This window comes from Magnetococcales bacterium, assembly GCA_015228935.1.
Taxonomy (GTDB): Bacteria; Pseudomonadota; Magnetococcia; order Magnetococcales; family DC0425bin3; genus HA3dbin3.
Genome location: JADGCO010000001.1, coordinates 84,456 through 108,471, shown reverse-complemented (window position 1 = coordinate 108,471; position 24,016 = coordinate 84,456). Strand labels below are relative to the sequence as shown.

The 24,016-nt window shown below is 53.8% G+C and carries 14 protein-coding genes, 2 tRNA genes and 1 pseudogene; 9 read left to right on the top strand and 8 right to left on the bottom strand.

Annotated elements, in window-relative coordinates:
- Positions 1–391: 391 nt before the first annotated feature.
- The 3 genes from HQL65_00485 to HQL65_00475 form a co-directional block, all read right to left on the bottom strand.
- Complete coding sequence (locus HQL65_00485; GenBank protein MBF0134692.1) at positions 392–4,615, bottom strand: translocation/assembly module TamB domain-containing protein; 4,224 nt, start codon at positions 4,613–4,615, stop codon at positions 392–394.
- Positions 4,612–6,477 carry an outer membrane protein assembly factor gene (locus HQL65_00480; protein MBF0134691.1) on the bottom strand — a complete coding sequence of 622 codons (1,866 nt, stop codon included), beginning with the start codon at positions 6,475–6,477 and terminating at the stop codon, positions 4,612–4,614. Before HQL65_00480 ends, HQL65_00485 begins: the two co-directional genes overlap by 4 nt.
- Positions 6,478–6,550: 73 nt before the next feature.
- A complete protein-coding gene (locus tag HQL65_00475; protein MBF0134690.1) occupies positions 6,551–8,203 on the bottom strand; it encodes a response regulator in 1,653 nt (550 codons plus the stop codon).
- 95 nt (positions 8,204–8,298) lie between these two features.
- Here HQL65_00475 and HQL65_00470 point away from each other — a divergent pair, with 95 nt between their 5' ends.
- The 4 genes from HQL65_00470 (at position 8,299) to HQL65_00455 (ending at position 11,006) form a co-directional block, all read left to right on the top strand.
- Complete coding sequence (locus tag HQL65_00470; GenBank protein ID MBF0134689.1) at positions 8,299–9,546, top strand: DUF4147 domain-containing protein; 1,248 nt, start codon at positions 8,299–8,301, stop codon at positions 9,544–9,546.
- A 317-nt stretch (positions 9,547–9,863) separates the two neighbouring features.
- A complete protein-coding gene (locus HQL65_00465) occupies positions 9,864–10,466 on the top strand; it encodes a hypothetical protein (protein ID MBF0134688.1) in 603 nt (200 codons plus the stop codon).
- Positions 10,408–10,884, top strand: coding sequence for a nucleoside deaminase (locus HQL65_00460; GenBank protein MBF0134687.1), 477 nt, complete (start codon positions 10,408–10,410; stop codon positions 10,882–10,884). Before HQL65_00465 ends, HQL65_00460 begins: the two co-directional genes overlap by 59 nt.
- 31 nt (positions 10,885–10,915) lie before the next feature.
- Positions 10,916–11,006: transfer RNA gene (locus tag HQL65_00455), tRNA-Ser, on the top strand.
- A gap of 1,115 nt (positions 11,007–12,121) precedes the next feature.
- Here the strand turns inward: HQL65_00455 and HQL65_00450 are convergent.
- The 5 genes and pseudogenes from HQL65_00450 to HQL65_00430 all read right to left on the bottom strand — a co-directional run bounded on the left by HQL65_00450 (position 12,122) and on the right by HQL65_00430 (position 16,797).
- Positions 12,122–12,818: pseudogene (locus HQL65_00450) on the bottom strand (IS6 family transposase).
- Positions 12,819–12,947: 129 nt separating this feature from the next.
- Positions 12,948–13,034 (bottom strand) — tRNA-Leu (locus HQL65_00445).
- A 205-nt stretch (positions 13,035–13,239) separates the two neighbouring features.
- Complete coding sequence (locus HQL65_00440) at positions 13,240–14,415, bottom strand: acyltransferase (protein ID MBF0134686.1); 1,176 nt, start codon at positions 14,413–14,415, stop codon at positions 13,240–13,242.
- Positions 14,408–15,850 (bottom strand): cobyrinate a,c-diamide synthase, encoded by a 1,443-nt coding sequence (locus HQL65_00435; GenBank protein MBF0134685.1) that lies wholly within the window; start codon positions 15,848–15,850, stop codon positions 14,408–14,410. The genes HQL65_00440 and HQL65_00435 overlap by 8 nt, the downstream gene beginning before the upstream one ends.
- On the bottom strand, positions 15,790–16,797 hold the full coding sequence (locus tag HQL65_00430) for a cytosolic protein (protein ID MBF0134684.1): 1,008 nt from the start codon (positions 16,795–16,797) through the stop codon (positions 15,790–15,792). The genes HQL65_00435 and HQL65_00430 overlap by 61 nt, the downstream gene beginning before the upstream one ends.
- A 274-nt stretch (positions 16,798–17,071) precedes the next feature.
- Between HQL65_00430 and HQL65_00425 the strand changes: the two genes are divergently transcribed.
- From HQL65_00425 to HQL65_00405, 5 genes are all read left to right on the top strand, one after another.
- On the top strand, positions 17,072–17,998 hold the full coding sequence (locus HQL65_00425; protein MBF0134683.1) for a cobalamin biosynthesis protein: 927 nt from the start codon (positions 17,072–17,074) through the stop codon (positions 17,996–17,998).
- Positions 17,991–18,992 (top strand): threonine-phosphate decarboxylase, encoded by a 1,002-nt coding sequence (locus HQL65_00420; GenBank protein MBF0134682.1) that lies wholly within the window; start codon positions 17,991–17,993, stop codon positions 18,990–18,992. The genes HQL65_00425 and HQL65_00420 overlap by 8 nt, the downstream gene beginning before the upstream one ends.
- 258 nt (positions 18,993–19,250) lie before the next feature.
- Positions 19,251–21,098, top strand: coding sequence for a HAMP domain-containing protein (locus HQL65_00415; protein ID MBF0134681.1), 1,848 nt, complete (start codon positions 19,251–19,253; stop codon positions 21,096–21,098).
- Between the two features lie 305 nt (positions 21,099–21,403).
- Complete coding sequence (locus HQL65_00410; GenBank protein MBF0134680.1) at positions 21,404–22,192, top strand: hypothetical protein; 789 nt, start codon at positions 21,404–21,406, stop codon at positions 22,190–22,192.
- Positions 22,193–22,788: 596 nt separating this feature from the next.
- Complete coding sequence (locus HQL65_00405) at positions 22,789–23,976, top strand: LbtU family siderophore porin (GenBank protein ID MBF0134679.1); 1,188 nt, start codon at positions 22,789–22,791, stop codon at positions 23,974–23,976.
- Positions 23,977–24,016 lie beyond the last annotated feature (40 nt).

Sequence of the window (24,016 nt, the reverse complement as noted above, 5' to 3'; positions counted from 1 at the left end):
TGCTGTGATCATTCATGAAATCATGTCTCTTCTCTGCTGCATTCCGCTCCCGGTCACCCTGGGGGAGTATGCCACATTCCCCGTTCCTGTAAAGGCCGTATTTGCTCGGTCCGTGCCAAGGTCCAAGTGGACAGATGGGGTACCGACATGAACCGGCAGTTCCCTTCCACATCCACCCTGGTACGGACAGAGTTCATGGCTGCCTTTTCCTGACTTTGTCCATGACGGGACAGTTGCGCTTTTTTCCAGCATTCCTGGTGTTTTTTTGCAATTCAGGATTGTCCGATACTTGACCCGCGCAGTCCATCAAAATCCGCAAAGGTGACTCCACCAGAATGTTCGGAGTTTGGCCGGCTTGATTCTTTGATCTGTTTGTCTTGTCATGGGCTTTTCAGTATTGATGTTTCCAGTTGACGCCGATTTCCTGGGATTTTTCCTCGTGCATGTCGGTTTTCAGGGAGAGACTGGGGGTCATGTCCATTTCCACCGAGACACCGCCGGTGCCGGGCGCGAGGCCGCGTTCCACTTGGAGAAATATTTTGTCGTTCAAATATTTGCCTACCTTGACCACGCCGGTTTCCGGGCGTTCTCCGGGGGTGAAGTCCAGATTGTTGATGCCGATGGCCTCCTGGAACCGGCTGAGAAAACCACGCCCACTGCCATCTTTCAGGGTGCGCAGGGCCAGGGCCAGACTGGCGGCCTGGGTGGGATTGATCGCGGCCGTATTGCGCCCGAATAAAATGTGCGAAATGACATCATCCTGGGAGAGCGGTGGGTCGCTGGCAAAAGAGAGGGTCGGCGAACGAAGCGGTCCCTGAATGTGCAGGGTGGCCTGAAGATCCTTGCGTTGCAGGGTGGCTTCAATGTCGGCATGGGGATTGGGGGGTTGCACGCCGGTAAAATTCAGGGTACCGCGTACCACCTGAAAACGCTGCCCCAACAAATCGACCTGACCACGCCGCATCTCCAGCAAGCCACGCAGTTCAGGATTGGCGGCTTCGCCAGTCACCTTGATTTCGCCTGACCACTCCACATCGATTCCCCGGCCACGGGTGAAAAGACGACCTGGAGAAAAAATGGTTAAATCCAGGGTCGGTGTTGGGGCATCCCGCTCTGCCGCAACCCTGGTTTGTTCCAGGGGTACCCCCTGCATCTGTTCCTCGACGGCAATACTGTCAAGCTCTTCTGGTTCCGGATTGGCCAGAAATATTTCTGTTTGACCCAGAGTGACGGCACCGGCAATCCGGGGGGCGAGGAGGGGACCCCGCAGCCGGATTTGTCCATCGGCCAGGGTGTGGACAATCCGATTGTTGACCGGTCTGATTTGGGTCAGCTCCAGATCCAGGTGCAGGGGAAAATGTGTCTCCGGGGCTAGACCCAGATGGCCCGTGCCGCGTATGTGGCCTTCGGGGCCGCTGGTGGCTGCCAGATGGGTGATGGTCAGGGTTTGCTGGTCGGCCTGGGCTTCCAGTTGCACGTTTTTCAACTCCGTGCCGTTTTCCAGATGCAGATAACGGCCTTCGCTCACCTGGACTGTGCCGGTGAGACGCGGCTGCCAGAAAGCACCGCCAAGTTGCAAATTCCCTTGCAGACGACCTGCCAGTTCCTGTTGCGGCATGTCCAGGAAGGTGGCCAGATGTTCCAGACGAAAATCGGTCCGCAAGGCAGCCGTCAATTCCGCCTGCGGGGCAATTTCCCAGCGAAACGGCAGCAGTTGCAGATGCACGGGCAGGGTTCCGTTCGCCGACAGGGATCCATGGGACAATGAGGTCGTGGTTGCCGTCATCGTCAGGAGTTGTTCGGCCAGACCCAGGGTGATTTGGCCATCCAGGGGGGGGATCCGGGTCCAGGCCGGATGGGTGGCCCGCAATTTTTGCAGGTTGATGGTGCCGCGCAGGTGAGGTTCCTGTGGAGAACCTGCCAGATGGAAGGTACCCTCGGCAACCCCTGTCCAGGGTTTGTCCAGATGGCGGGTTGCCATGGCCAGGGGGGTCTGAACGTGCATCTCGCCAGCCACAGCCTGAGAGTCCATGTGGAGATGGGCCTTCAGCCGGGCACTGCCCAGGGAGAGAGAGACGGGAGAAAGGTCGAATGTTTCCTTGCCTTGCACCATGTGCAGGGGGGTCGCCAGCCGCAGTGCCTCCTCGCCAAGTTGTCCCGAAAGTTGATGGATGGTCATGGCCAGAGAGGCAGGGGTTTTTCTGGATGCCGGGGTCAGGGAAACGGCCCCGGAGCCAAGCAGGGTGAAGGGTTGCAGGAAGTCGCCCCGTGCGGTGAGATTCAGGGCCAGATGTTGCAGGCTTCCCTCGGCACTGACCTGAAAATGCTCCAGACGATGCGCCCCCCGCCGCCCCTCCGTGGTGGTCAGGGTGCCCTGCAAGCGGGGTTTGCCCCAAAGATCCTCACCCCGGCCATCCAGGGTCACCTGCCGGGCAGATCCCCAGGGAATGGCCAAATGTTGGCCATCCAGGCGGGTTGTCAGGTGTTGTTCGCCCCGCGCGTGTTGCAGATCGACCTGTAACGTTCCCTTGCCGGTCAGGGGAACGCCCAGGAGTGGTGTGAGAGAGGCCAGGTTGGTGATTGCGCCGTACAACTTTCCTTGTGTCAGGCCGTTTGTCAGATTGGCGAGCAGGTTTCCCTGCAAGGTCCCCGCCGGTGCGGCAACCGTCAGATGGGACACATCGAGCCGGTTTTCCTGCACCTGAAAAACAGCCGCAACCTGGCTTTCTCCACCGGGAGAGAGGGCTGTCAAGTGGATGTCGCCTGCGGGCTTGTGCAGCAGATGCCGTCCCTGGATTTTTCCCTGAAGCCGGGCAATGGGTTGGCGATTCCAGAGCAGTTTTTCGCCGTTGATGTCGAGTTGGACGGCAGGATTGTCCAGGTGGCCATCCAGGGTGGCATGCACGCGCATCCGTCCGGCCACGGCATGACCCTGCACACGGGCCAGGGGACGCAGATCCGGCAACTCCCCTTGCCAATCCATCGTGAATTGGCGGGTCGGCAGATGCAGGTCTCCGTTGCCCGTGATCGCCAGGGCCGCACCGTCCACCCGTGCCTCTGACAGACGCAGGGTGCCTGGCTGGGGTCCTTCTCCGGTCAGACGGGCGGCCACGACGGGTGTTGGACCCGTCAGTGCCGTGATGGCGGCAGGCCAATCATGCAACTCCCGCAGGGAGAGACGGGCATGGATATCAAACTTCTGCAACTCCGCAGCCAGGGAAAAATCAACCCGGAGTTGACCCCTGCCACCCGGAGTTTTTTCCTTGGTGGAACTGGTTGTCCTGGTGCCGGGATTGGGTGCGATGTTTTTGGAACCGGTTGTTCCCTTGGCGGAAACGACAGTTTCCTTGCCGGAATCGGTTGTCTCCTTGCTGGAACCGGCTGTTTCTTTGCCGGAACCGGTTGTTTCCTTGCCGGAACCGGTTGTTTTCCTGTGCGATGGGGTGGTGATGACCAGCCAATCGGTCACTTCGGTCAGGTCGGCCACCAGGGAGCCGGATCCGACTCCGGTTGCCGGGTCCAATTGGCCATGACCTGTCAATTGGAGAGGGGATCCCTGGAGGGTCAGGTTTTGCACCTGAAGGGGGGCACCAACCGGCAGATGCAGGCGCAGGGCAAAGGTCAGGGGATCGTTCGGCAAGCCCGGAGCAGCCGCCCAATGCCAGGGTCCTGTGGTGCCTTGCAAATCGAGTGTGACGGGCAGCACGGTCTCCCTGGTCAGGGAAATGTTGCTGCTCAGACGGGTTTGCACGCTTTCTGCTTGCCAGTTGGCCAGGTGCAGGGCGTGCGTATCCAGGGTGGCCTCGACCTGGGTCTGTTGCCAGAGGCCTTTGCTGTCCAGAACCAGCCGGGCAGTACCGGCCAGCGGGGTCTGCACAAGGGAACTCCAGGGGGTGAGATCGGGCAGATCAATTTCGAATGTGGAGGTCTGGGCCAGCCAATCCGAACTCAATGTGCCGTGAGCGGTAACGGTAAAAAGCCGGTCCTGGTGCGCGGTCAGACGCCAGCTTGGACCGGGCAGGGGGGAAGAGGTATCCGCCGCAGGTAACGGCAGATGCAAGGCACCCTGTACCGAAAACATGTTGGGTTGGTTCGGGGAAGCGACGGTCGGCAGACCCGGGATGGGTTGAAGCAGGTGTACCTGGTCGATGGCCCATTGCTTGATGATCAGAGCGGCAAACGGTCCCATGCCGGGATCATCTTTCCGGGTGTTGGTCGTGTTCTGCGGGGGAGTTCGGGGGTCTGGCGGTTCCGGGCGCGGTTGCCGATACCAGAACAACTCCGCAATTCTGGCCTGGTCGATTTGCACGACGCCCCGCCACAGGGGCATGCCGGACCAGTGCAGTTCCAGATTGTGGGCGGCGAGCCAGACTCCTTGTGAATCGGTGAGTTCCAGACGGTCCAGGCGTATCTGGAAAGGAACAGGACCCTGCAAGCCTTGCAGGGTAATGGGAATGTTGTGGCGGGTCAGGAGCTGGTTGAGCTGCTGTTCCAGCCAGGTCATGCCTGCCGGCGAGCGCAGGAGGTGCAACAGTGATCCGGAGAGCCAAAACAACAGGATCAGGAACAACAGTCCCGCCAGATGGCGCACGGAAAAGGGATGGAAGCGTCTCAAAATGCCTGACCGATGCTGGCGGAAAGCTGGACACTTTTGTCAATGTTGGGTCGCTGATCCAGGGGAAAGGCGACATCCAGACGCAAGGGTCCAATGGGTGTCAAATAGCGAATGCCACTGCCCAGCCCGAAATAGGGACGCTCGGAAAAATTGGGGACGGGACTTTTCATGACCGCTCCTTCATCCAGGAAGAGAACCATCTCCAGGGACTCCCGCACCTGCACCCGGGCTTCGAGAGATGATTCCAGGAGGGAACGTCCTCCCAGGGGTTTGTCGCTGCTGTCCAGAGGTCCGACAAGTTGATAGGCGTATCCCCGGAGTGACCCGCTGCCACCTGCATAATAGCGTTCGTCAACGGGGACTTCGCTGCGATTGGAGCCGGTCAGGATGCCGGCCTTGATGCGTCCGGCGACCACCAGGCGCGGGGCATCCGTGACCGGTCGGTAACCGGTGATTTGCAGGTGAAGTTTTGTAAAGGAGTGACCGTTTTCCAGGGTGTCCAGGAGGGGAGAAAAAAAGGCATTGAGCCGCCAGCCCCGGGTCGGGTTCAGGAGATCATCGCTGTGATCCAGGGTGGCCCGGAATGGCAGGGAGACGAGTCCAAAGGTGCCGGTTCCATCCGGCGTATGAGAATCCCCCGTGAACAGCTCCGCCAACCGGTATGAGGCACCCAATGACAGACGCCATCCCTGCTCGTAGGTGCGCTCCAGACCGCTTTGCAGGGTGACGGATTGTTTTTGATAGGCTTCGACATTTTCGTTTTCGGTGATGAGTTCCATGAGGAGGGTTTGATCCCGGCGTCCGAAATGCGGTTTGCCGAAATTGCTTTTGAAGCGCTTTCTCACCTGGCCATATTCGACCTGGGTTGCCAGATGTTCTCCCCCGCCTTGCAGATTGCGATGTTCCCACCCGAGGTTGATTTTTGGCCCCTCGTCCGAACTGACTCCGGCTCCCAGGGAGAGGGTGCGTTGCAGGCGTTCCTGTACGGTGATGGTTACGGGAAGTGAGCCATCGGTTTCCAGGGCGGCGGCGGGTTGCAGATCGACCATGGCAAACAAACCGGTGGCCAGCAAGGCGTTGCGGGTACGCTCCAACAGAGCGGGTTGATAGAGATCACCCGCCTTCCAGAGGAGTTGTTGCTGCACGAATTCCGGTTTGACGGTTTGCAACCCTTGCCAGGATACTGTTCCCATGCGGGCGCGAGGTCCTGGACGCAGATGCAGTGTGACCTGCATGGTATGGGTGGCATGGTCAACGATCACGCGCCGGGGCAACAGGGTCGCAAAAGGATGGCCCTGGGCCTGGGCATGCTGCAACAAGGCCTTGTCGCTCTGCCTGACCTGATTGCTGCGGGCTGGTCCTCCCTGAATCAGCCCCAGTTTTTCGGGTGGCGGAGGAACATGGGTGGATTCCTGTTCCTGCCCTTGCCCCTGTTCCTGGTTTTGGAGGGGAGTGTTGGATGCAGAATTGGCTGCGTGGATCTGGATTGAGGGATTATGCAACGTATACAAAGGACCGGAATCGACCTCAAACAGGAGATGGATCGGTTCGTCGGGGAGTTTGGCCTCTGCAAACCGGACATTGACCACGGCGGCAAAATATCCCTCGGAGCGCAACGCTTTCAACAACCGTTTGCGGTCAGCCGTGGTCTGGCCGCGCAGCAAGACCAGGGACGGGGAGGGGGATTCCATCTCTTTGTAGGTGAGGGAGACCCGTTCCAGCAGGGAATGCACGGCAGGGTCCCCGGTCACAACAAAGGAGACCCGGTAGGCGACCGGTTCATTTTCCGCTGCCGGGACGGATTCGGCAACGGCGGATCCCGCCACTTCCGGGACGGATTCGGCAATGGCGGATCCCGCCACCAACAAGCTGCAACAAAACAGGATGGATGACCATGCCGGAAGAAGGGAACCTGCCAGGCGGCAACACCTCATCCTATTGGTTTGGAAAAGATCCCAGGTTGGCCGTAAAATGGAACGTAGAGCCATGGTTCACGCGACTTTCCACCCAGATTTTTCCGCCCATACAGGGGATGAATCGTTTGCAGATGGTCAATCCCAGGCCGATTCCCTCATGTTTGCGCGTGTGGTACTCTTCCAACTGGGTGAAGTCCTGAAAAATGGCCTGCTGTTTGTTGGCAGGAATTCCGGGACCGGTATCTTCAACCCAGAAATGCAGCAGGGTGCGATTGTTGGGATTGACACTGGGTTTGACGCCCAGACGCACAGAGCCGGAATCCGTGAATTTAATGGCATTGCGTACCAGATGCAACAAGACCTGTCGCAAGCGTTTCGGATCGCCATGGACCTGCTGCGGACAGGCCTTGAGTTCTTCACGGGCAAGACCCAGGGCCAATTTTTTCTCCTGGGCGAGCGGTCTGACCGTATCAACAATGTCATCAAGCAGTTCCGGCAGATCAAAGGGTATGTTCTGAAACCGGTATTCTCCTGAATCGACTTCCACCAGTTCAAGAGTTTCATTGATCAGTTCCAGCAGAAGTTGTCCGGATTTCGAGATCATCTGGAGCCAGGATTTTTCTTCTTCCCCGCCGATGCTTTGTATCAACAGGTCGGAGAAGCCGATGATGGAGTTCAAGGGGGTACGCATTTCGTGACTGATGATGGCCAAAAATTCATCCTTGGCGCGAATCCCGGCCTCGGCGGACTCTTTTGCCAGATTGAGTTCGGCAGTTCTTTCGGCCACCAGGGTGCCCAGATTTTCCAGGTGTTGTTTCAGCAGGGTTTCGTTTTTCCTGACTTCGAGGAGAATCCGCAACCTTTGCTTCAGGACAGTCCAGTGGATGGGTTTATGGATAAAATCGTGGGCACCGACTTCAAAGGCTTTTTCGATGGAAGCCTTGTCGTCCAGAATGGTGACCATGACGACCGGGACATCCTTGCCTTTAGGGGTGTTTTTGATGCGGATACAGGCTTCGAAGCCGTTCATGACAGGCATTTCGGCATCAAGCAGGACCAGATCGACAGGGAGTTCCAAAAATTTTTCCACGGCCTGTTTGCCGTTTTCAGCCTTGATGATCTGGTAGCCGCATTCGTCCAGGAACCAGGCGATCATCTCTCGCAACATGGGATCATCGTCGCCGATCAGGATGATCGGCTTTTTGGCGGTCAGGGTTTTGGTATCCGGGAGCGGAAGGTTGCCAGAAATGAATTTTTCATCCAAAGGATTGATGGTATCTGGAGTGGACATGCCAGCAATCCTGGGGGTTGTCATGCTGGGTTGGCCATTCTGATAGACGCGGTCCATTTCATCCTTGAGTTGCTGAAATCCCCTGCGAATATCGTCTGGCGAAGGACCGTTGGTATCGGGTTGGGTCAGAAGCGTATCGACCAGATTTTCCAGTTGTCTGGCCCGGGTCGTGATTTCCTGAAAGCCGCAGGTGGCGGCTGTATTGCTGATTTGATGCAGCAGGTGGGGCAGGTTTTCCAATTGGCGGAGACCATGGGCACCGGAGAGAGGACCGTCCATGGATTGTTGCAGAGCCGCAACCTTTTCAGGCAACATGTGCCGAAATTTTTCTGCCATGATCAGCCAATTTTTTTTGCTGGATTCCTGATCGGTTCGGTTCATGCTGTCCTATCTCCCATCCTGGGGCAGAGTGCTTCATGAAATCGATTCGCATGCAAACGACGGGCACCGATGTCAACACGGACGGTTCTGACCCAATGGATCGATGGCTTCCATCCGCACATCTATTGGATATATTCCACGCTGCCTTGACAAGGGTTGACGGCCAGAAAGTGGTGCGGCATGCCCTGGCGACTCTTTCATGCACCTGGAAACTGGTCCATCTGGTGGCCATTGGCAAGGCCGCCGTGGCCATGACGCGAGGTGCCCTGGATGTATTGGGGAACCGGATTGCGGCTGGTCTGGTCATCACCAAGGTCGGGTACAGTGGATCCCTGGACAATAATCTGCCTGTTCGTGTTCTGGAAGCCGCACATCCAATTCCCGATGCCTCCTCACTGCGCGCTGGAAATTTCCTGCTGGATTTCATGCAATCAAGGTCAGACAACAATGCAAGGAAAAAGTTCCTCTTCCTGATTTCCGGGGGTACGTCCTCCCTGGTGGAATCCTTGCCGGAGTTTGTCACCCTGGAAGAATTGCGCCGGGTCAATGCCTGGTTATTGGGCAGTGGTCTGGATATTCATCAGGTCAATCGGATTCGCAAACGATTGTCGCGGATCAAGGGGGGGCGTTTGGCAGCCTGTTTGGGACAGCATTCCGCGAGTGTTTTGCTTCTTTCCGATGTCCCAGGGGATGATCCGGCCAGTATTGGTTCTGGATTGTTGGTTCCGGATGAGGGAGATGTTGACCTGGATATGGTGCCGGAGTGGCTCAGGGCATTGTTGGTCCAAACCCCACCTTTGCCGTCACCCGGGGATCCCATGTTTGCCAACCTGGATGTGCGTGTGGTCGGCTGTTTGACGGATGCCCTGCGGGGTGCGGCAGCACGGGCGCGTTCCCGGGGATATCCTGTGCGTTTGACTTCCGGTATCCTGACAGGAGATGCGGCAGAACAAGGTCGTACTTTGGCGACCGCATTGGCGCTTGGGGAGCCGGGCGTATATCTCTGGGGAGGTGAGACCACGGTGGTCTTGCCGCCCGCACCTGGAAAGGGCGGCCGGAATCAACATTTGGCTCTGGCGGCGGCCCGGGAGATTCAGGGACGGGAGGATCTTTTTCTTCTCGCGGCAGGCACCGATGGTTCGGATGGTCCTGGTTCCTGGGCTGGTGCCCTGGTGGATGGGGGGACCATTGCCAGAGGTCGGGCCGCCGGTCTGGATCCAGATCTTTCTCTGGCCCAGGCCGATGCACAAACCTTTTTGGCTGCCAGCGGGGATTTGTTGCACACCGGGCCAACCGGCACCAATGTCATGGATCTGGTGATTGGGTTGAAAAGATTACCATGAATAAAATATGTAACTATTCAGCGCTTTTTCAAGAAAAGCTTGGATATGAAAGTCTTTATCAGGGCTTCGCTCTGAACCCTGCCAGGACTTTGTCCTGGACCTGTCCGGTCGCCAGCCCCCTGGACCCCGATTCGTTCCGGGTGATGAATTGTTACAAAAATATAATCAAATAATCACTGGTCAGAGCCACCCTGTTCAGGAAACAATTGCCAGGGTGAGTGGAAGTGCATGAGGGGAGTATCCAGATGTCTTTGTCAGTCACGACAGGTTGGCGGGAATGGATTGTGGGTCTCACAACGGGTTGGCAGGAATGGGTCATGGGTCTCCGTAAAAATGCCGGAAAAATATCGTGGATATTCGGATGCGGATGTCTTGCCTTTGGTTTGACGGGATGTTTTTCCGAACCGGAAACTTCGGATACCTTTGTGGTGCTTGAAGCCCAGAAGCAGGAGCGTTTGCCGCTTGCCCCCCATGTATTGACCTTGAAGGCACGTCCTACCGTTGCCATGGCGCGGAACAGCACTGGATTGCCGATGGCCTTTTCCCTGCTGGACAAACGCACCCTGGTGGTGAAACGCCTGGAAATCCGGGTCGGGGATCGTTTGGGGGGTCCCTGGGGAGGCTGGTTGGAAGTCGTGGCCTATATGCCCGATCTTCTGCTGCATGAGGGGGTGGTGGTGCGTGGGCCGGAAGGGCATGTCAATCCGGCTGTCTGGGTGGCGGTCACCGATCCGAAAGACCAGGTCATGCACGAAGGGTGGTTTTTTTCGCGGGATCCTGCCCAAACTGCCTGGGATCACCAGCGTTTTGATTTGACTTTTCTGGGTCCGGTGGTTGCAGCAGGCAATACGGAAGAGGACAATGACAGCAAAAAATCCACCACGCCCAGCGGCAAAAAATCCTCAGTACCTGGAACCTGATGCAGCCTCTTTGTTGCTCTCCATGATCGAAGCCACCCAGTCGGCGCTGCTGGATGAGGTGCCGGTTGGAGCTGTGGTTCGGGATGTTCATGGTCGTTATCTGGCACAGAGTGGCAACAGACCGGTGGCCAATATGGATCCCGCCGGACATGCGGAGATGCAGGCCATGCGTCTGGCCGCCAACCGGGTCGGCAATTATCGGCTGGTTGGTGCCCAATTGACGGTTACCCTGGAACCCTGTGCCATGTGTCTGGAAACCAGTCGCCAGGCCCGCTTCGGCAAAATCGTCTATGGCATGACCAGAACCAAAACCACAACGTCAACGTTACCAACACGTTCCATGGTTGAAGAGACCACCTGTAGCGCGGAAATCATCCAGATGCTCAAATTTTTCTTTGAATCAAAACGAAGCATCTGATCTAATCATGAATGGTGGTTCCTGCACATGCGGAGAGATGGCCGAGCGGTCGAAGGTGCACGCCTGGAAAGCGTGTGTACTCCAAAAGGGTACCGAGGGTTCGAACCCCTCTCTCTCCGCCACCCTTTTTCCAAAAGGCGTTCTCACGCTTCCCAAGAAATCGCTTATCCCCTCCCGATCCTGAAAAAATCTCGAATAATTCGAAATGTTGCGAAGTGGTTTGGGTCTTGGTTCACTCGTTTGACTGAACCTTCCGCCATCCTGGAAGTGGCCTTTTCTTTCTCTCTTTGCCCCCATTCTCCATTTCAACTATACCGTGGGCCAAAAGGTATTGTCCCTTCCGATTGATTTATTCAGATTGATTCCGGGTATTTGTGGAAGGGCATCCTTACGGATTTTTATGGACTGGGGATGTAAAATCCTGGACAATCCGGGCATGGAGAAGCCGTCTCTGGATGGCCCAGTGCCGCATCAGCGGATTTTGGGCATGGGTCACCGAAACCATCTTTTCCAATGGCTCTTTGAAAGAAAACTGAAACGGGTGCGAATTCAGGCTGCTTTCCGCAAGTACTGGTGGTTCAGGCTGTCAAGGTCCAACCCTTGAGGACGTTTTTGATGACCGATCACGACAAACAGAGCCAACCGACCGAGTACGACTCCCCGTGGAAGGAGATCCTGAAGGCGTACTTCAAGGATTTCTTGGCATTTTTTCTTCCAGAGGCACATGAAAGTATCGATTGGCAGCGTGGCCCTGAATTCCTCGATAAAGAATTGGATCGGATCACGCGGGAGGCAAAGTCCAGCAATCGCCGTGTGGATCTCCTCTGGTCAAGGTCTGGCTTCTTGATGGAGCAGAACTCTGGGTTCTGGTCCATGTCGAAATCCAAGGAGACAGGGATCCGGAATTTGCGGAGCGGATGTACACCTGTCAGCATCGGGCACATGATCTCCACCGTAAGCCTGTTGTTGGCTTGGCAATTCTCGCGGATGAGGAACCAGGCTGGCGGGTTTCAGAATACCGTCAGGTGCAGTGGGGATCTGAATTGGTTTACCGGTTCAACACGGTCAAGTTATTGGATTATCTCGATAAACTATCTGAACTGGAGTCGTCCAATAACCCGTTTGCCATCGTCACCCTCGTACACTTGACGGGGAAACAGACCAAAAGCCAACCGGCGGAGCGATTTCAGCAAAAAAAGCGCATCACACGCATGCTGTACGAGCGTGGTTTCAATCGTCAACAGATCGTTGATCTCTTTCGCTTTATCGACTGGGTGCTGAGCCTGCCAGAAGAATTGGACAACCAATTCTGGGTAAATTTATCCCACTTCGAGGAGAACAAAAAAATGCCTTACATTACAAGCTGTGAATTCCGTTACCCCGGTTCGACCATACCTCGCATCAGCCGCTCTTGCTGTCGCGTTAGCTGGCGTGAGTTCTCTGTCCGATTATTTTTGAATTTTCCGGTTTCATGCTCTGCCGTCAGTCCCAATTCCCGGACCGCAGATCCATGGCTTTTGAGCTGATCGGTCACGATGTACGTCGGAGAGTATCCCAATCCTTTGAGCAGCTTTCGGAAAAGGCGATTCGCTGCCTTGGTGTTCCGGCATTTCCGAACAAGAATGTCCAGGACAACGCCTTCCTGATCTACTGCTTGCCATGGGTAGTGCTGTTTTCCGTTGATCTTGATGAAAACCTTATCAAGATGCCAAGTGTCGCGGACCGCCCCAACCTTGCCCGGACCCGCTTGGCAAAGTCCTTACCGAATGTCAGACACCATTGGCGGACCGTTTCGAAGGTGACATCAATGCCCCAGAGCGCAGAACTTCCTCCATATTCCTGCAATTCAAGGCGAAGCGGCCATAAAGCCAAACCGCATGGCTGATCGCATGGCCGATGCTTTCGCCAGGGACGCGGTAGCCGTGACAGCGCAGGAGTCGTGTTCATACCGCAGTCAACCATGGGCCAAGAACCCTCGCCAACTTGACTGCGCCGACTGGCAGATGAAGCCCAAAACGTATTTCTTGAGAAGAAAATAATAAAGAAACTTCAGCTTGAATGAATGGTGCCCAGAAGAAGACTCGAACTTCCACGACCTTGCGGTCACTAGACCCTGAATCTAGCGCGTCTACCAATTCCGCCATCTGGGCATGCGTATCGTCTCAAACCGCAGACCAACGCCTCACTCTGGGCAAGATAATGGCAATCCTTCTTTTTGTCCAGAGATGACGTGAAAAAAATTCCTGAACCTGAAAAAAGTCAGGAAAATCTGGACCAGAGTCCAGAGAGGGGAGAGTGGCCCAGAAAGTGGATGACCCTGTTTTGGTTGCCACCCGTGGTTACTGTTGATAAAGCTTACGATCTGTGCATTCCCAGAATATTTCCGACCCAGCGACGTGCAAGGCTATTGAACGGTTTGTCAATTAATTTTTCAAAATAATACGATATAATCAATATGGCAACCATTGTTAACGTAATGTAAATAAAAAATGCGGTATTGTGTCTGAAATTATTATGATGCAAAAATGAAAATATATAATATCCAAATGTAAATACGACAGGTATATGGATCAAATAGAGACAAAATGATATTTTTCCAAGAAACAAAGATATTTTTGATTTAAATATTTTTTCTAAATTATTGGAAAACAATACACCAGAAACAACAAGACACCCACCCAGGGCGTAGACACCATCAAAGCCAACGCCGCGTGTAATTTTTTGCATTATTGATTGATATTGTGAAGGATCTACAATTTCAATGGGCATGGACCCAAGAAATAAGCCAAATATGGCGATTGAAATATAAAATATTTCAAACAAAAAAGGCTTGGGCGGAGTTTTTGCTTTTGGAAAATTAACATAAATATCTGCCAGTATGACGCCAAACATAAAGCATTTATAATAAATTACATAATATCCGACTAATTTTCCCAAAAAAATCATAAAAAACAAATAAAAAGCAATTCTTAATTTTGATGTTCCAAATAGAATGATTGTTAAAAAAACAATGTAAGATCCAATCAATTCATATTGCATTGTCCACAGGACAAGATTCATGACTGTGCTTCTCTCTGTAAAAACTTTCACAAAAGATTCCTGAAAAATATTGTAGCTATTGAAGGTGAAATTGTATTTTTGCAATCCGTCAGTCAACATACCAATTTTTACCATTTCGTTTTCATGAAATAAATTAAAATAGATGCAGAATAAAATAAACAAATTGGCGGAGAAAATGGGTATGGCAAGCCTGAAATATCTTCTCAGCATGGCAGAGATGATATTGATTCTTGCCTTGTTTTTAAAAAATTGCACACTCAGGACGAAGCCGCTCAACACGAAAAAAATAAAAACGGCAAACGCGCCATTCAACAGGGCATAGAGGGGAGATTTGGCAATCAATGCATCCACAAATCCCCTGGCCAAATCCTGTTTTTGGGTTGCAATGACAGGGTAGAACAAAGGGATGCTGTGGTAAAAAAAGACAACCAGGGCTGCCCAGCCTCGTACACCGTTCATGGAATCAAGCATTGTTCAAGGACCGTTCCTGCGCGAAGCAAACCGACGGCACCCGGTTGAACCAGGCGGCGACGGCCATGGGTGCCGAGGGAAAATACCAGTGTATGTAGGAGGCACGCACGTTCAACCAACGCACACCGCCATCTCCCTTGTCCACGATAAAGGCCGGATCCAGTTGAGTGGCATCCTGTAGCACGGAGTGGTGAAACTCGTGACCACGCACTCCTGTTTTGTCTTGGCGATAACCCAGGCCGGCAAGGCGTCCTGTCATGCGGGTATCGATGGGCAGAATCTGGGCCATGGGCCAGATTCTGCCGTCTGGGTCACTCAGGGAACGTCCCATGGCCATCATGCCTCCGCATTCGGCCAGGACCGGGCCGCCCTGGGCCACGAAGCGTCGCAGATCGGGCCAGGTTGCCGAATCGGCGAGGGCAGCCCCATGCAATTCGGGATAACCACCGGGTAACCAGACGGCGGTCGTGGTGGCCGGGAGCGAATCACCAGCCAGGGGAGAAAAAAAGAGCGTTTTGGCCCCCATGGCTGTCAACCAGGCCAGATTGGCTTCGTAGAGGAAACAAAAGGCCTGGTCCCGGGCCACGGCCACCACCTGATTGGCCAGGAGGGGTTGGGCGGGGAATTTGTTTATCTCGTTTGCCTCATCAGTTTTATTGTGAGCCATAACCGGGGTTACCCGAGCCACGGCATCCAGAAGACGCTCAGGGTCGAAACGCAGGGCAGAGGCCAGACGATCTGGATGATTGGGGTCTGCCAGGGGTTGATCGGCGGGCAGGATCAGGCCCAGATGACGTTCTGCCAGGGCAATTTCAGGATCCCGTGGCAACCATCCCAGAAGGGGAGGCAAAGCGGCATTTTCCAAAATTTCGGCCAAAAGCCGGGCATGGTGTTCACTGCCGACGCCATTGGCGATGACACCGGCCAAGTGGAAACCGTGCGCCGCAGCACCGAACCCGGCCACCAGTGGTGCCAGTGAGCCGGCCATGCCACGGGCTTCCACGACCAGAATCACCGGCAATTCCAGAACAGCGGCCAGATCAGCCGTGGAGCCGGGTCCGCCGACGCCACTTTTGCCGTCGAACAATCCCATGACGCCTTCGACAATACCGAGCCGATTGTGGCGTTGTTCATGAAACAGGGAGCGACAGGTCTGGCGTCCCATCATGAATGTGTCCAGGTTCCAGGATGGGGTTCCGCAAACGGTACGATGCCAAGCCGGATCGATGTAATCCGGTCCTGCCTTGAATGGGGCCACGGCCTTGCCAAGACGCCGAAAGGCTGCCATCAGGGCCATGGTGACTGTTGTCTTGCCGCTTTGCGAGCGAACAGCGGCCACAATAAATCCGGGCGGTTCAGGAATAGACACTGGAATCACGCATTGTCTGAGAATACTCCATCCAGTGACTTGGCATCCAGTATGCGGAAACTCCATTTTTCCAGGGAAGGAGGGTCCGCCTTGGCAACTCTTTCACAGGCCCAGTCAGGTACAGTACCGAAGCGGTGCTGCAACAGGTGTGTCAGCATTTCTGCTTTCCCTTTCTGGATTCCTTTTTCTATTCCTTTTTCTATTCCTTTTTCTATTCCTTTTTCTATTCCTTTTTCTATTCCTTTTTCTATTCCAAACCGTTCCACACTTGATATGTAAGGCATTTTCTGGATCTCCTCAAAGTCAGATATTTCTTTCCATAATCGCCTGTCGTCTTCTTCTGGAAGGTGAAATACCCAGTCGATAAAACGAAAAAGATCAATGATCTGCTGACGGTTGAAACCACTTTGGTACAAATTACGAATCATGCGCATCTTGATTTGATAGCGATTTTCCGTTTGACCCTTGGTCTTTTTGGCGTACAAGTGCGCCAGTGTGACAATGGCAAACGGGTTTTTTGACTTTTCCAGATCAGATTCAGAATAGTCCAATAATTTCACGGATGTGAATTTGAAGTAAATCTGCGTTCCCCATAATTCATGATCATACTCCGATGGCCGCCAACCGCGATCTTCATCAGCTAAAATTGCCAAACTGACCACTGGTACCTGGTAGAGATCGTGGGAGCGGTATTGATAGGTATACATTCGCGATGTAAAATCCGGCTTTCTGTTTCCCTGCACCTCGATGTGGATCAGCACCCACCGTTCAACACCATCACGTTGCCATACCTTGACTAATTCATCCATGCGCCGATCACCGGTCTCTGCCTCACGGGTGATACGGGCCAACTCCTTGTCCAGAAATTCATATCCACGTTCCCAGTCGATGCCGCTGTGTGCCTGGGGCAGAAAAAAATTCAGAAAGTCCTTGAAATATAATCTGAGAATTTCCTTCCAAGGAGTGTCGAATTCATCTTTTTCGAGTTGATTGTTGCTTTCCTGTGTGATCATTTCCTGAACTCTTCATCCTTTCTGAACTCTCTGATCCGTAGGGGTTTCAAGAAAACATCCACACCTCCTGGAAGAGAAGTTTGAAGGCGATCCTGTCAGTCTGCAAGGATCCATACCAGATTCGAGGTATGTTGCCATCTGCTGCAAAAAAGCGCACATGGATCCTGACGCCAGGTTGACTGGAACGTGGGATACCCAACGACAGCGAATCATGGTTTTCCTGTGCGTACAGACTTGACGTGATCGTGGAAAAACACGATCTTGCTTGCACGCCATGGATCTTCAGTCAACATATTCTGCCGCACTCCTTCTTCTTCCAGCGCTGGTGCTGGATCGCTGGTTGGGGGAGCTGCGGTGTCACCATCCCCTGGTGGGGTTTGGTCTTTTGGCCCATTGGCTTGAAGCCCGACTCAATCGACCAGATTCCGGGCGTTGGCATGGCGTGGTGGCGGTTGGTGTGCTGGTCATGCCGCCGGTGGCTGGGCTCTCATCGTTACCTCTGGATACCCTTTTTGGTACCCTGGTCGCTGTGGGCACACTCTATTTTACGCTGGGGTTGCGCAGTCTGGGAGAACATGGTCGAGCCGTGTGGGCTGCCTGGCAGAGGGATGGCTTGCCGGGGGCACGGGGGCGGGTTCGACTTTTGGTCAGCCGTGATACGGCCAACCTGGATCCCCAGGGTGTGGCCCTGGCCGGTGTGGAATCCATGCTGGAAAACGGCTGTGATGCGGTATTCGGTGCCCTGTTCTGGTTTTTGCTGGCCGGCCCGGCGGGGGCCTTGGCCTATCGTCTGGTCAATACCCTGGATGCCATGTGGGGTTATCGTACCGACCGTTTTCTCCAGTTTGGCTGGGCTGCGGCCCGCCTGGATGATGTGATGAACGGGATTCCAGCGTATTTGACCGCCATCACCTATGGAGTGGTTGGCCAGACACGCCCGGCCTTGCAGGCCTGGCGCAATCGTCCGGCATGGAAAAGTCCCAACGCCGGGACGGTCATGGCCAGCGGAGCCGGTGCCCTGGGATTGCGCCTTGGAGGTGCGGCACCTTACCATGGCCAAATTCAGGTGCGTCCCCAACTCGGTTTGGGAAGCCAGCCGCAAATGGAGGATATTCTGCGTGCCTTGATACTGGTCGAACGAGGGGCTTGGGGGTGGGGCGTTTTGGCGGCTTTGGTGTGGGGGGTGTTACATTTTGCTTGAACATGGTGGTCAACTGCGCCGGATGGCACACGCCTATGGCATTCCCCCGGACAATTGGTTGGATCTTTCCACCGGCATCAATCCCGAGCCATGGCCGGTTCCCTCCATCCCTATCCGTTTCTGGAACCGCCTGCCGGAAAATGCCGATGGTCTGGAGGAGGCTGCACAGGCCTATTTTCAAACGCCCCACCTGCTGCCCACGGCTGGATCGCAGGCCATCATTCAGATTTTACCGCGCTTGTTTCCTGCACGGAAAATCGGCATTCTGGCTCCTACCTATGCCGAGTATGCCCAGGCCTGGAGCGGTGCCGGGCGGGAGGTGATTTTCCTGCCTCATGATACGTTGTCTTTGCCACCGGATCACGTTGATCTCCTGGTGGTGGTCAACCCCAACAATCCCACCGGGTTTCGCCGTACACCAGAAATGTTGCTCTCCTGGGCCAAGCATCTGGCCCGGAACGAACGTTGGCTTGTGGTGGATGAGGCCTTCATGGACACCACCCCGGAACAGACGCTCTCCTTGCGGGCCGGGGTTCCCGGGTTGATCATTTTGCGGTCATTGGGCAAATTCTTTGGTTTGGCCGGGGCTCGGTGTGGTTTCCTGTTGGCTCCGCCCGAACTCCTTGTCCAGGCAGTCGGATTACTTGGGCCGTGGTCCATCCCCGGTCCAAGCCGGTTTGTGGCGACGCTGGCCTTGCAGGATCACGCCTGGCAAAAATCTGCCCGTCTGCATTTGGCCGCCTGCTCCCGGCGTCTGGCCAGTCTGTTGGCGAGACACAATCTGCCTCCATCCGGCAGCACCGATCTGTTTCAGTGGGTCGTGACGCCCCATGCGCGGCACCTTCAGGACCATTTGGCCAAAAATGCCATCCTGGTCAGGGCTTTTGATCATCCTCCCAGTTTGCGTTTCGGGTTGCCTGGTAATGAATCTGCTTGGGAACGTTTGGAAAAAATACTTTCTTGCCAAGTTGTCCAACCAGGAAATTCATATTGACATCTTTGTGTAAAACCCCATACTGGATACGTATCTGTGTCTGGATTGGAAATTAATTTACTTGAAATTAAAAAATGTCTGACCCACCAAGGAGAAAAAACAAGCATGTCCGGCTTTCGTGATTGGAAAATAGGCATCAAACTGGCGATGGCATTTATTTTGGTGACATCGGTTCTGGTGATTGTCGGCCTGCTTGCCATGGGCAATATTGCATCCATGGCTGGATCGAATGCCGCAATTCTGCAAGCAAATCCGATCATGGAAGCGGCCATGGAACTGAACCTGGCTGTGGCCAGAGATCAACAAACAGCAACCGAACTGCTGGTGGCCGACAATCCCGAAGATCTGCAAAAAATTTGGCTGAAACATCAGGAGTTTGTTGCAACGTTCGATGCTTTCATCAAGGCCATTCTGGAAGGCAACAAGATTGGAGAGCAATCCTTCGTTGCGACCAAAAATCCTGCCATACGCGACATCGTGACCAAGGCAGACAGTTATCACAATGATCAGTTTCAGCCAGCCATGAAAAAAACCTACGATTTGAGTGGGAATCTTTTTCAAATTCAGGCAGAGATGCAGCGGGCCGTGACCGTCGCGGATTCGGCATTTGAACAGATCATTAAAAAGAGTGAAGAGTTTGAGGGGAAGGTCAAGGAAGAAATTGAACGCCAGATTGCAGCCGGAACATCAGCCCAGGTGATCCTTTCCACCCAGAATACCTGGGCGGACATGGCCATGGAGATCAAGACCACCATCACCAAAAGTGGCCTGTATGTGCATGCTTTTGCTGGTACCCGGGACAAGAATAAACAGGAAGAGATTCTCAAGGAATATAAAGCCACGCTTGAAGAGTTTGATGGCTGGATCAATGCCCTGCTGAAAGGGTCCGATACCAGCGAAGGAAAAATTGCCCAGGTCAGTGGTGCCCCGTTGCGCACGGCTGTTGAGGATTTGGACCGGCTTCACAACGATGTGTTTCAGAAGAGCATGGATAAATTTCTGACCAGCATCAACAGATTGATTCATACCCTTGCCTTGCGCGAGCAAAACGACCAGGACACGGACAAGATAGCCACGGAAATGATGCATCTGGTTACCGGCATCAAGACCAATATCACAGATGAAAATCAAAAAATTGCCAAAACTTCCGAGGCCGTGGCCAACAGGGCCAACACCCAGATGCTCGTGGGTCTGTTTGTGGGAGTGGCGTTGGCCATTGCGTTAAGCATATTCATCACCCGTGTGATCAACGGCAGCGTCCAGACAGCCTCGCAAATTGCCAATACTCTGGCCGAGGGAGATTTGCGCATTTGTTGTCAGGTTCAGTCCCGGGATGAGCTTGGCCAGATGATGCTGGCGATGCAAAACATGGCCACCAGACAGGCCGCTATTGTGAGAGAGATCAAGAGTGCCTCAGAGGCCGTGACGGCAGGAAGCTCCGAATTGTCGGATACGGCCAGGGATTTGTCGGAAAGGTCCGTGACGCAGGCCGCTTCGATTGAGGAAACCTCTGCTGCCATGGAACAGTTGGTTTCCAATATTCATCAAAATTCAGAAAATGCCCAAACAACTCAGGGGATTTCCCGGCAGGCTGCGGAGCAAGCCTCCCAAACCGGTATGGCAGTCCAGGATGCCGTGCAACGCATGCGCGAAATTGCCGGAAAAATTTCCATTGTTGAGGAAATTGCCCGCCAAACCAATCTATTGGCCTTGAATGCTGCCATTGAGGCGGCGCGGGCCGGCGAACATGGCAAGGGGTTTGCCGTGGTGGCTGCCGAGGTTCGCAAACTGGCCGAACGCAGCCAATCTGCCGCCGGGGAAATTACCACCTTGGCCAGCAGCAGCGTGGATGTTGCCACTCGCGCAGGTGCGCAACTGGAACAGTTGGTGCCGGATATCAAAAAAACGGCGGAACTGATTCAGGAAATTTCCACGTCCAGCCAGGAACAAAATCAGGGTACAGACCAGATCAATCAGGCCATTCAGCAACTCGACCAGGTGATTCAGCAAAATGCCGGCTCCTCTGAAGAAATGTCAGCCACGGCTGAAGAACTTGCCAACCAGGCGAGCCTTTTGCAAAAAAGCATAAGCTTTTTCAGGCTGTAAGAGAGCGTTGCCACCTGTTCGTGTCCAATTGAGCAGCATCGACTGTTTCCGGATGCCTGGAGAAGCAGCACTGTTGCTTAATTTTACGGCATGATTGATCAAATTGTTTGTTTGTCAAAAAAGTTCAGAGATGCCTCTTGCGAAATAAAAGTCAACCATCATAAAGAGTTGCATGGCTTGATGTGAGTTTTTTAATTCTGTTCCGGCTGAATGGTGTAGATGTTGCTCTGTACCAGGGTGGTTGTTACTGCCAATGGTTGGCGACTCAAGGGACATTCATGACCATTCTGGAAAGGAACGGAATCATGCAAAATTCAGCGAAGATCCTACTGAATTTGGCGGCATCTTTACTGGTGACGGTGACGGCCACATCTGTCAATGCCGAAACCAAAATCGGGGATGTGACGATAAATGCCAATGTATCCCTGGCAAGTGATTATGTCTGGAGGGGGTTGTCACAAACCGATGGGGATCCTGCCATCCAGGGTGGATTCAAAGTGTCTCATGCCTTGGGTTTTTATGCGGGGGTTTGGGGCAGTAATGTTGATTTTGATGGTGGTGGAACGGCTGTGGATGGCGGATTGCCACACATGGAAGCGGATCTTTCTGCAGGGTTTGCAAAGGAATTTCCAAATAACCTGAGTATGGATCTGGGTGCCATCCATTACGGATATCCGGGATCGGCAGCTCGGGTTGGGAGCGATTTTCAGGAGATTTACCTGGGGTTTGGTTACAAGTTCATGGGATCCACCCTGAGTGCCAAATATTCTTATTCTCCCGATTTTTCCGGGGCAACCGATGCAGCCGGTAATTTGAACCGCAGTCAGTCAGCATCTTACATTGAAGGCCAGGTGGATTATGAATTTCCTGCAAGCATCAAAGGCTCGGCCCACTATGGTTACTCGTTTGGCAGCTATTTTGATATGCCGGGTGTTGCTGATGGATACGGCGACTATCGTCTCGGTGTTGCCAAGGAGTTGGCCGGGTTGAACTTTGGCATCAATTGGTACGGAACAGATCATGATGGAAAAAGATATGCGATTCCCCGCCTGGCACAGGATCGTCTGGTTTTGAGTATCAGCAAGGATTTCTAAAACTCCAAGTGGTTGGACGTTCGTATCAGCAAGGATGGCCGAATTCTCGGGCGATAAAAAAATTCGGATGGTGTCTACGGTCTGCTGGGTTCCTGGAAAACTCCCACTTTGTTCTGGTGGGAGTTTTTTTTGTTTTTGTGCCTTGTTTTCATCATCTCCATGTTTCAGAGGCTGTCTAATAACTTGTTAATTTCAAAAAAAATGAATGAAAAACTGGGAAAAAGTTCCAGGAGGAAGGGGTGTGCCCTTCCTCTTGGCGGGGTTTGGGGCTTAAGCCCCAATAAAATCTTTCTTTCCAATTATTTTATCCGAGGGTTGATGGACAGCCTCTCAGATGAAATATGGAAAAGGTAAATTTATGGCAAGATTGATTCATTATGGCCTTCATGTTGCATATTGACCCGTGGAACTCTGATCAGGATGAAACGTACTCCTGATCGGAAGATGCCAGGGAACGGGCTTTGAGTCTCCCAGGGAAGGGGGGTTGCCAGCGCAGCAGGCAAGAACCCGGTTTGATGACCAACTTTGCAGTGAAGTGACAGCAAGGTATGTGTCAGAAAGCCGACATATCGTGTCCAAATGGGAGGGAAAACAGAATGAAGATGAGAACACTGGCCATGGCTTTGCCTCTGGCCATGGGGGCCTCGACCGTGGCATTTGCCGCCGACTTGCCGACCCGCGAGGAAATGTGGCAGATCATTCAAAAACAACAGCGCGAGCTGGATGCCCTGAAAACCCAGATCGGCCAGGGACAAAAAGAGGCACCGGCTGCTGCATCTCAGGAGTCGGGAAAAGGGGACAAGAATTGGTCAGAAAGGGTCAAGATAGGCGGACTGGTCAAGGTGGATGCAACCGCCGGTAAAACCTTCGCCGGGGCAAAATACAGTGACATCACGGTCACGGAGGCCAATCTGGTTGCTGATGCGACCATCAGTGATTGGAGTACGGGCCACGTCAAGATCATCTACGAGGAGGCCCCGGTGGATGGCATACCCGCCGACCGGAATCCCCTGCGTCTGGAAGAGGCCAGCATCACTCTTGGAAATCCTGAAAAATTGCCTGTATACCTGACTGTTGGTCGTCTGGTGACTCCCTTGACCACCTATACGACCAACTTGATTGAAGACCCACTTACCTTGACCCTGGCCCGGTCCAAGGAGACCGTTGCCCAGGTTGGCTTTGAAAGCAACGGTGTCTATGGTTCCGGATGGGTCTTCAATGGCGATGTCAACCGCACAGGCCAAAATGATACGGCAGGACAGGGTGGTATCAATCTGGGCTACAAAGTGGATAACAAGACTCTCAAGCTGGATGTGGGTGGCGGTCTGACCAACAGTTTCGAGGATGCCAATACCATTTCCAATGTCGCAACCGTGATGCCGGGTGTCCAGGATCGTATCTCCGGCTTGGCTGCCCATGCCACCATCGGCTGGAATAATTTCACCCTGATTGGCGAATTTGCTTCCGCCACAGGCGGGTTCCAATTGATCGAGTTGCCCTTCAACGGCAGAGGTGCCAAACCCAGTGCCTGGAATACCGAATTGGGGTATACCCTCAATCTGATGAACAAGGAAACGACCCTCTCGGCCGCATTCCAGGGCAGTCGGGAATCCGTGGCCCTGGCCCTGCCTGAAAGACGTTATCTGGCTGGTGTGGCGGTTGGTATCTATGACCATACCAACCTTAAACTCCAGTTTTATCGGGACAAAGATTACGGTTTGGCTGACGGCGGTACCGACAGATCCGTCAGTGTCGGCAAGACCGAGCTGGTGGTCGATTTCTAAAATCACTGGTCGTCGATTTCCAGGAGCTGCTGAAACTCCT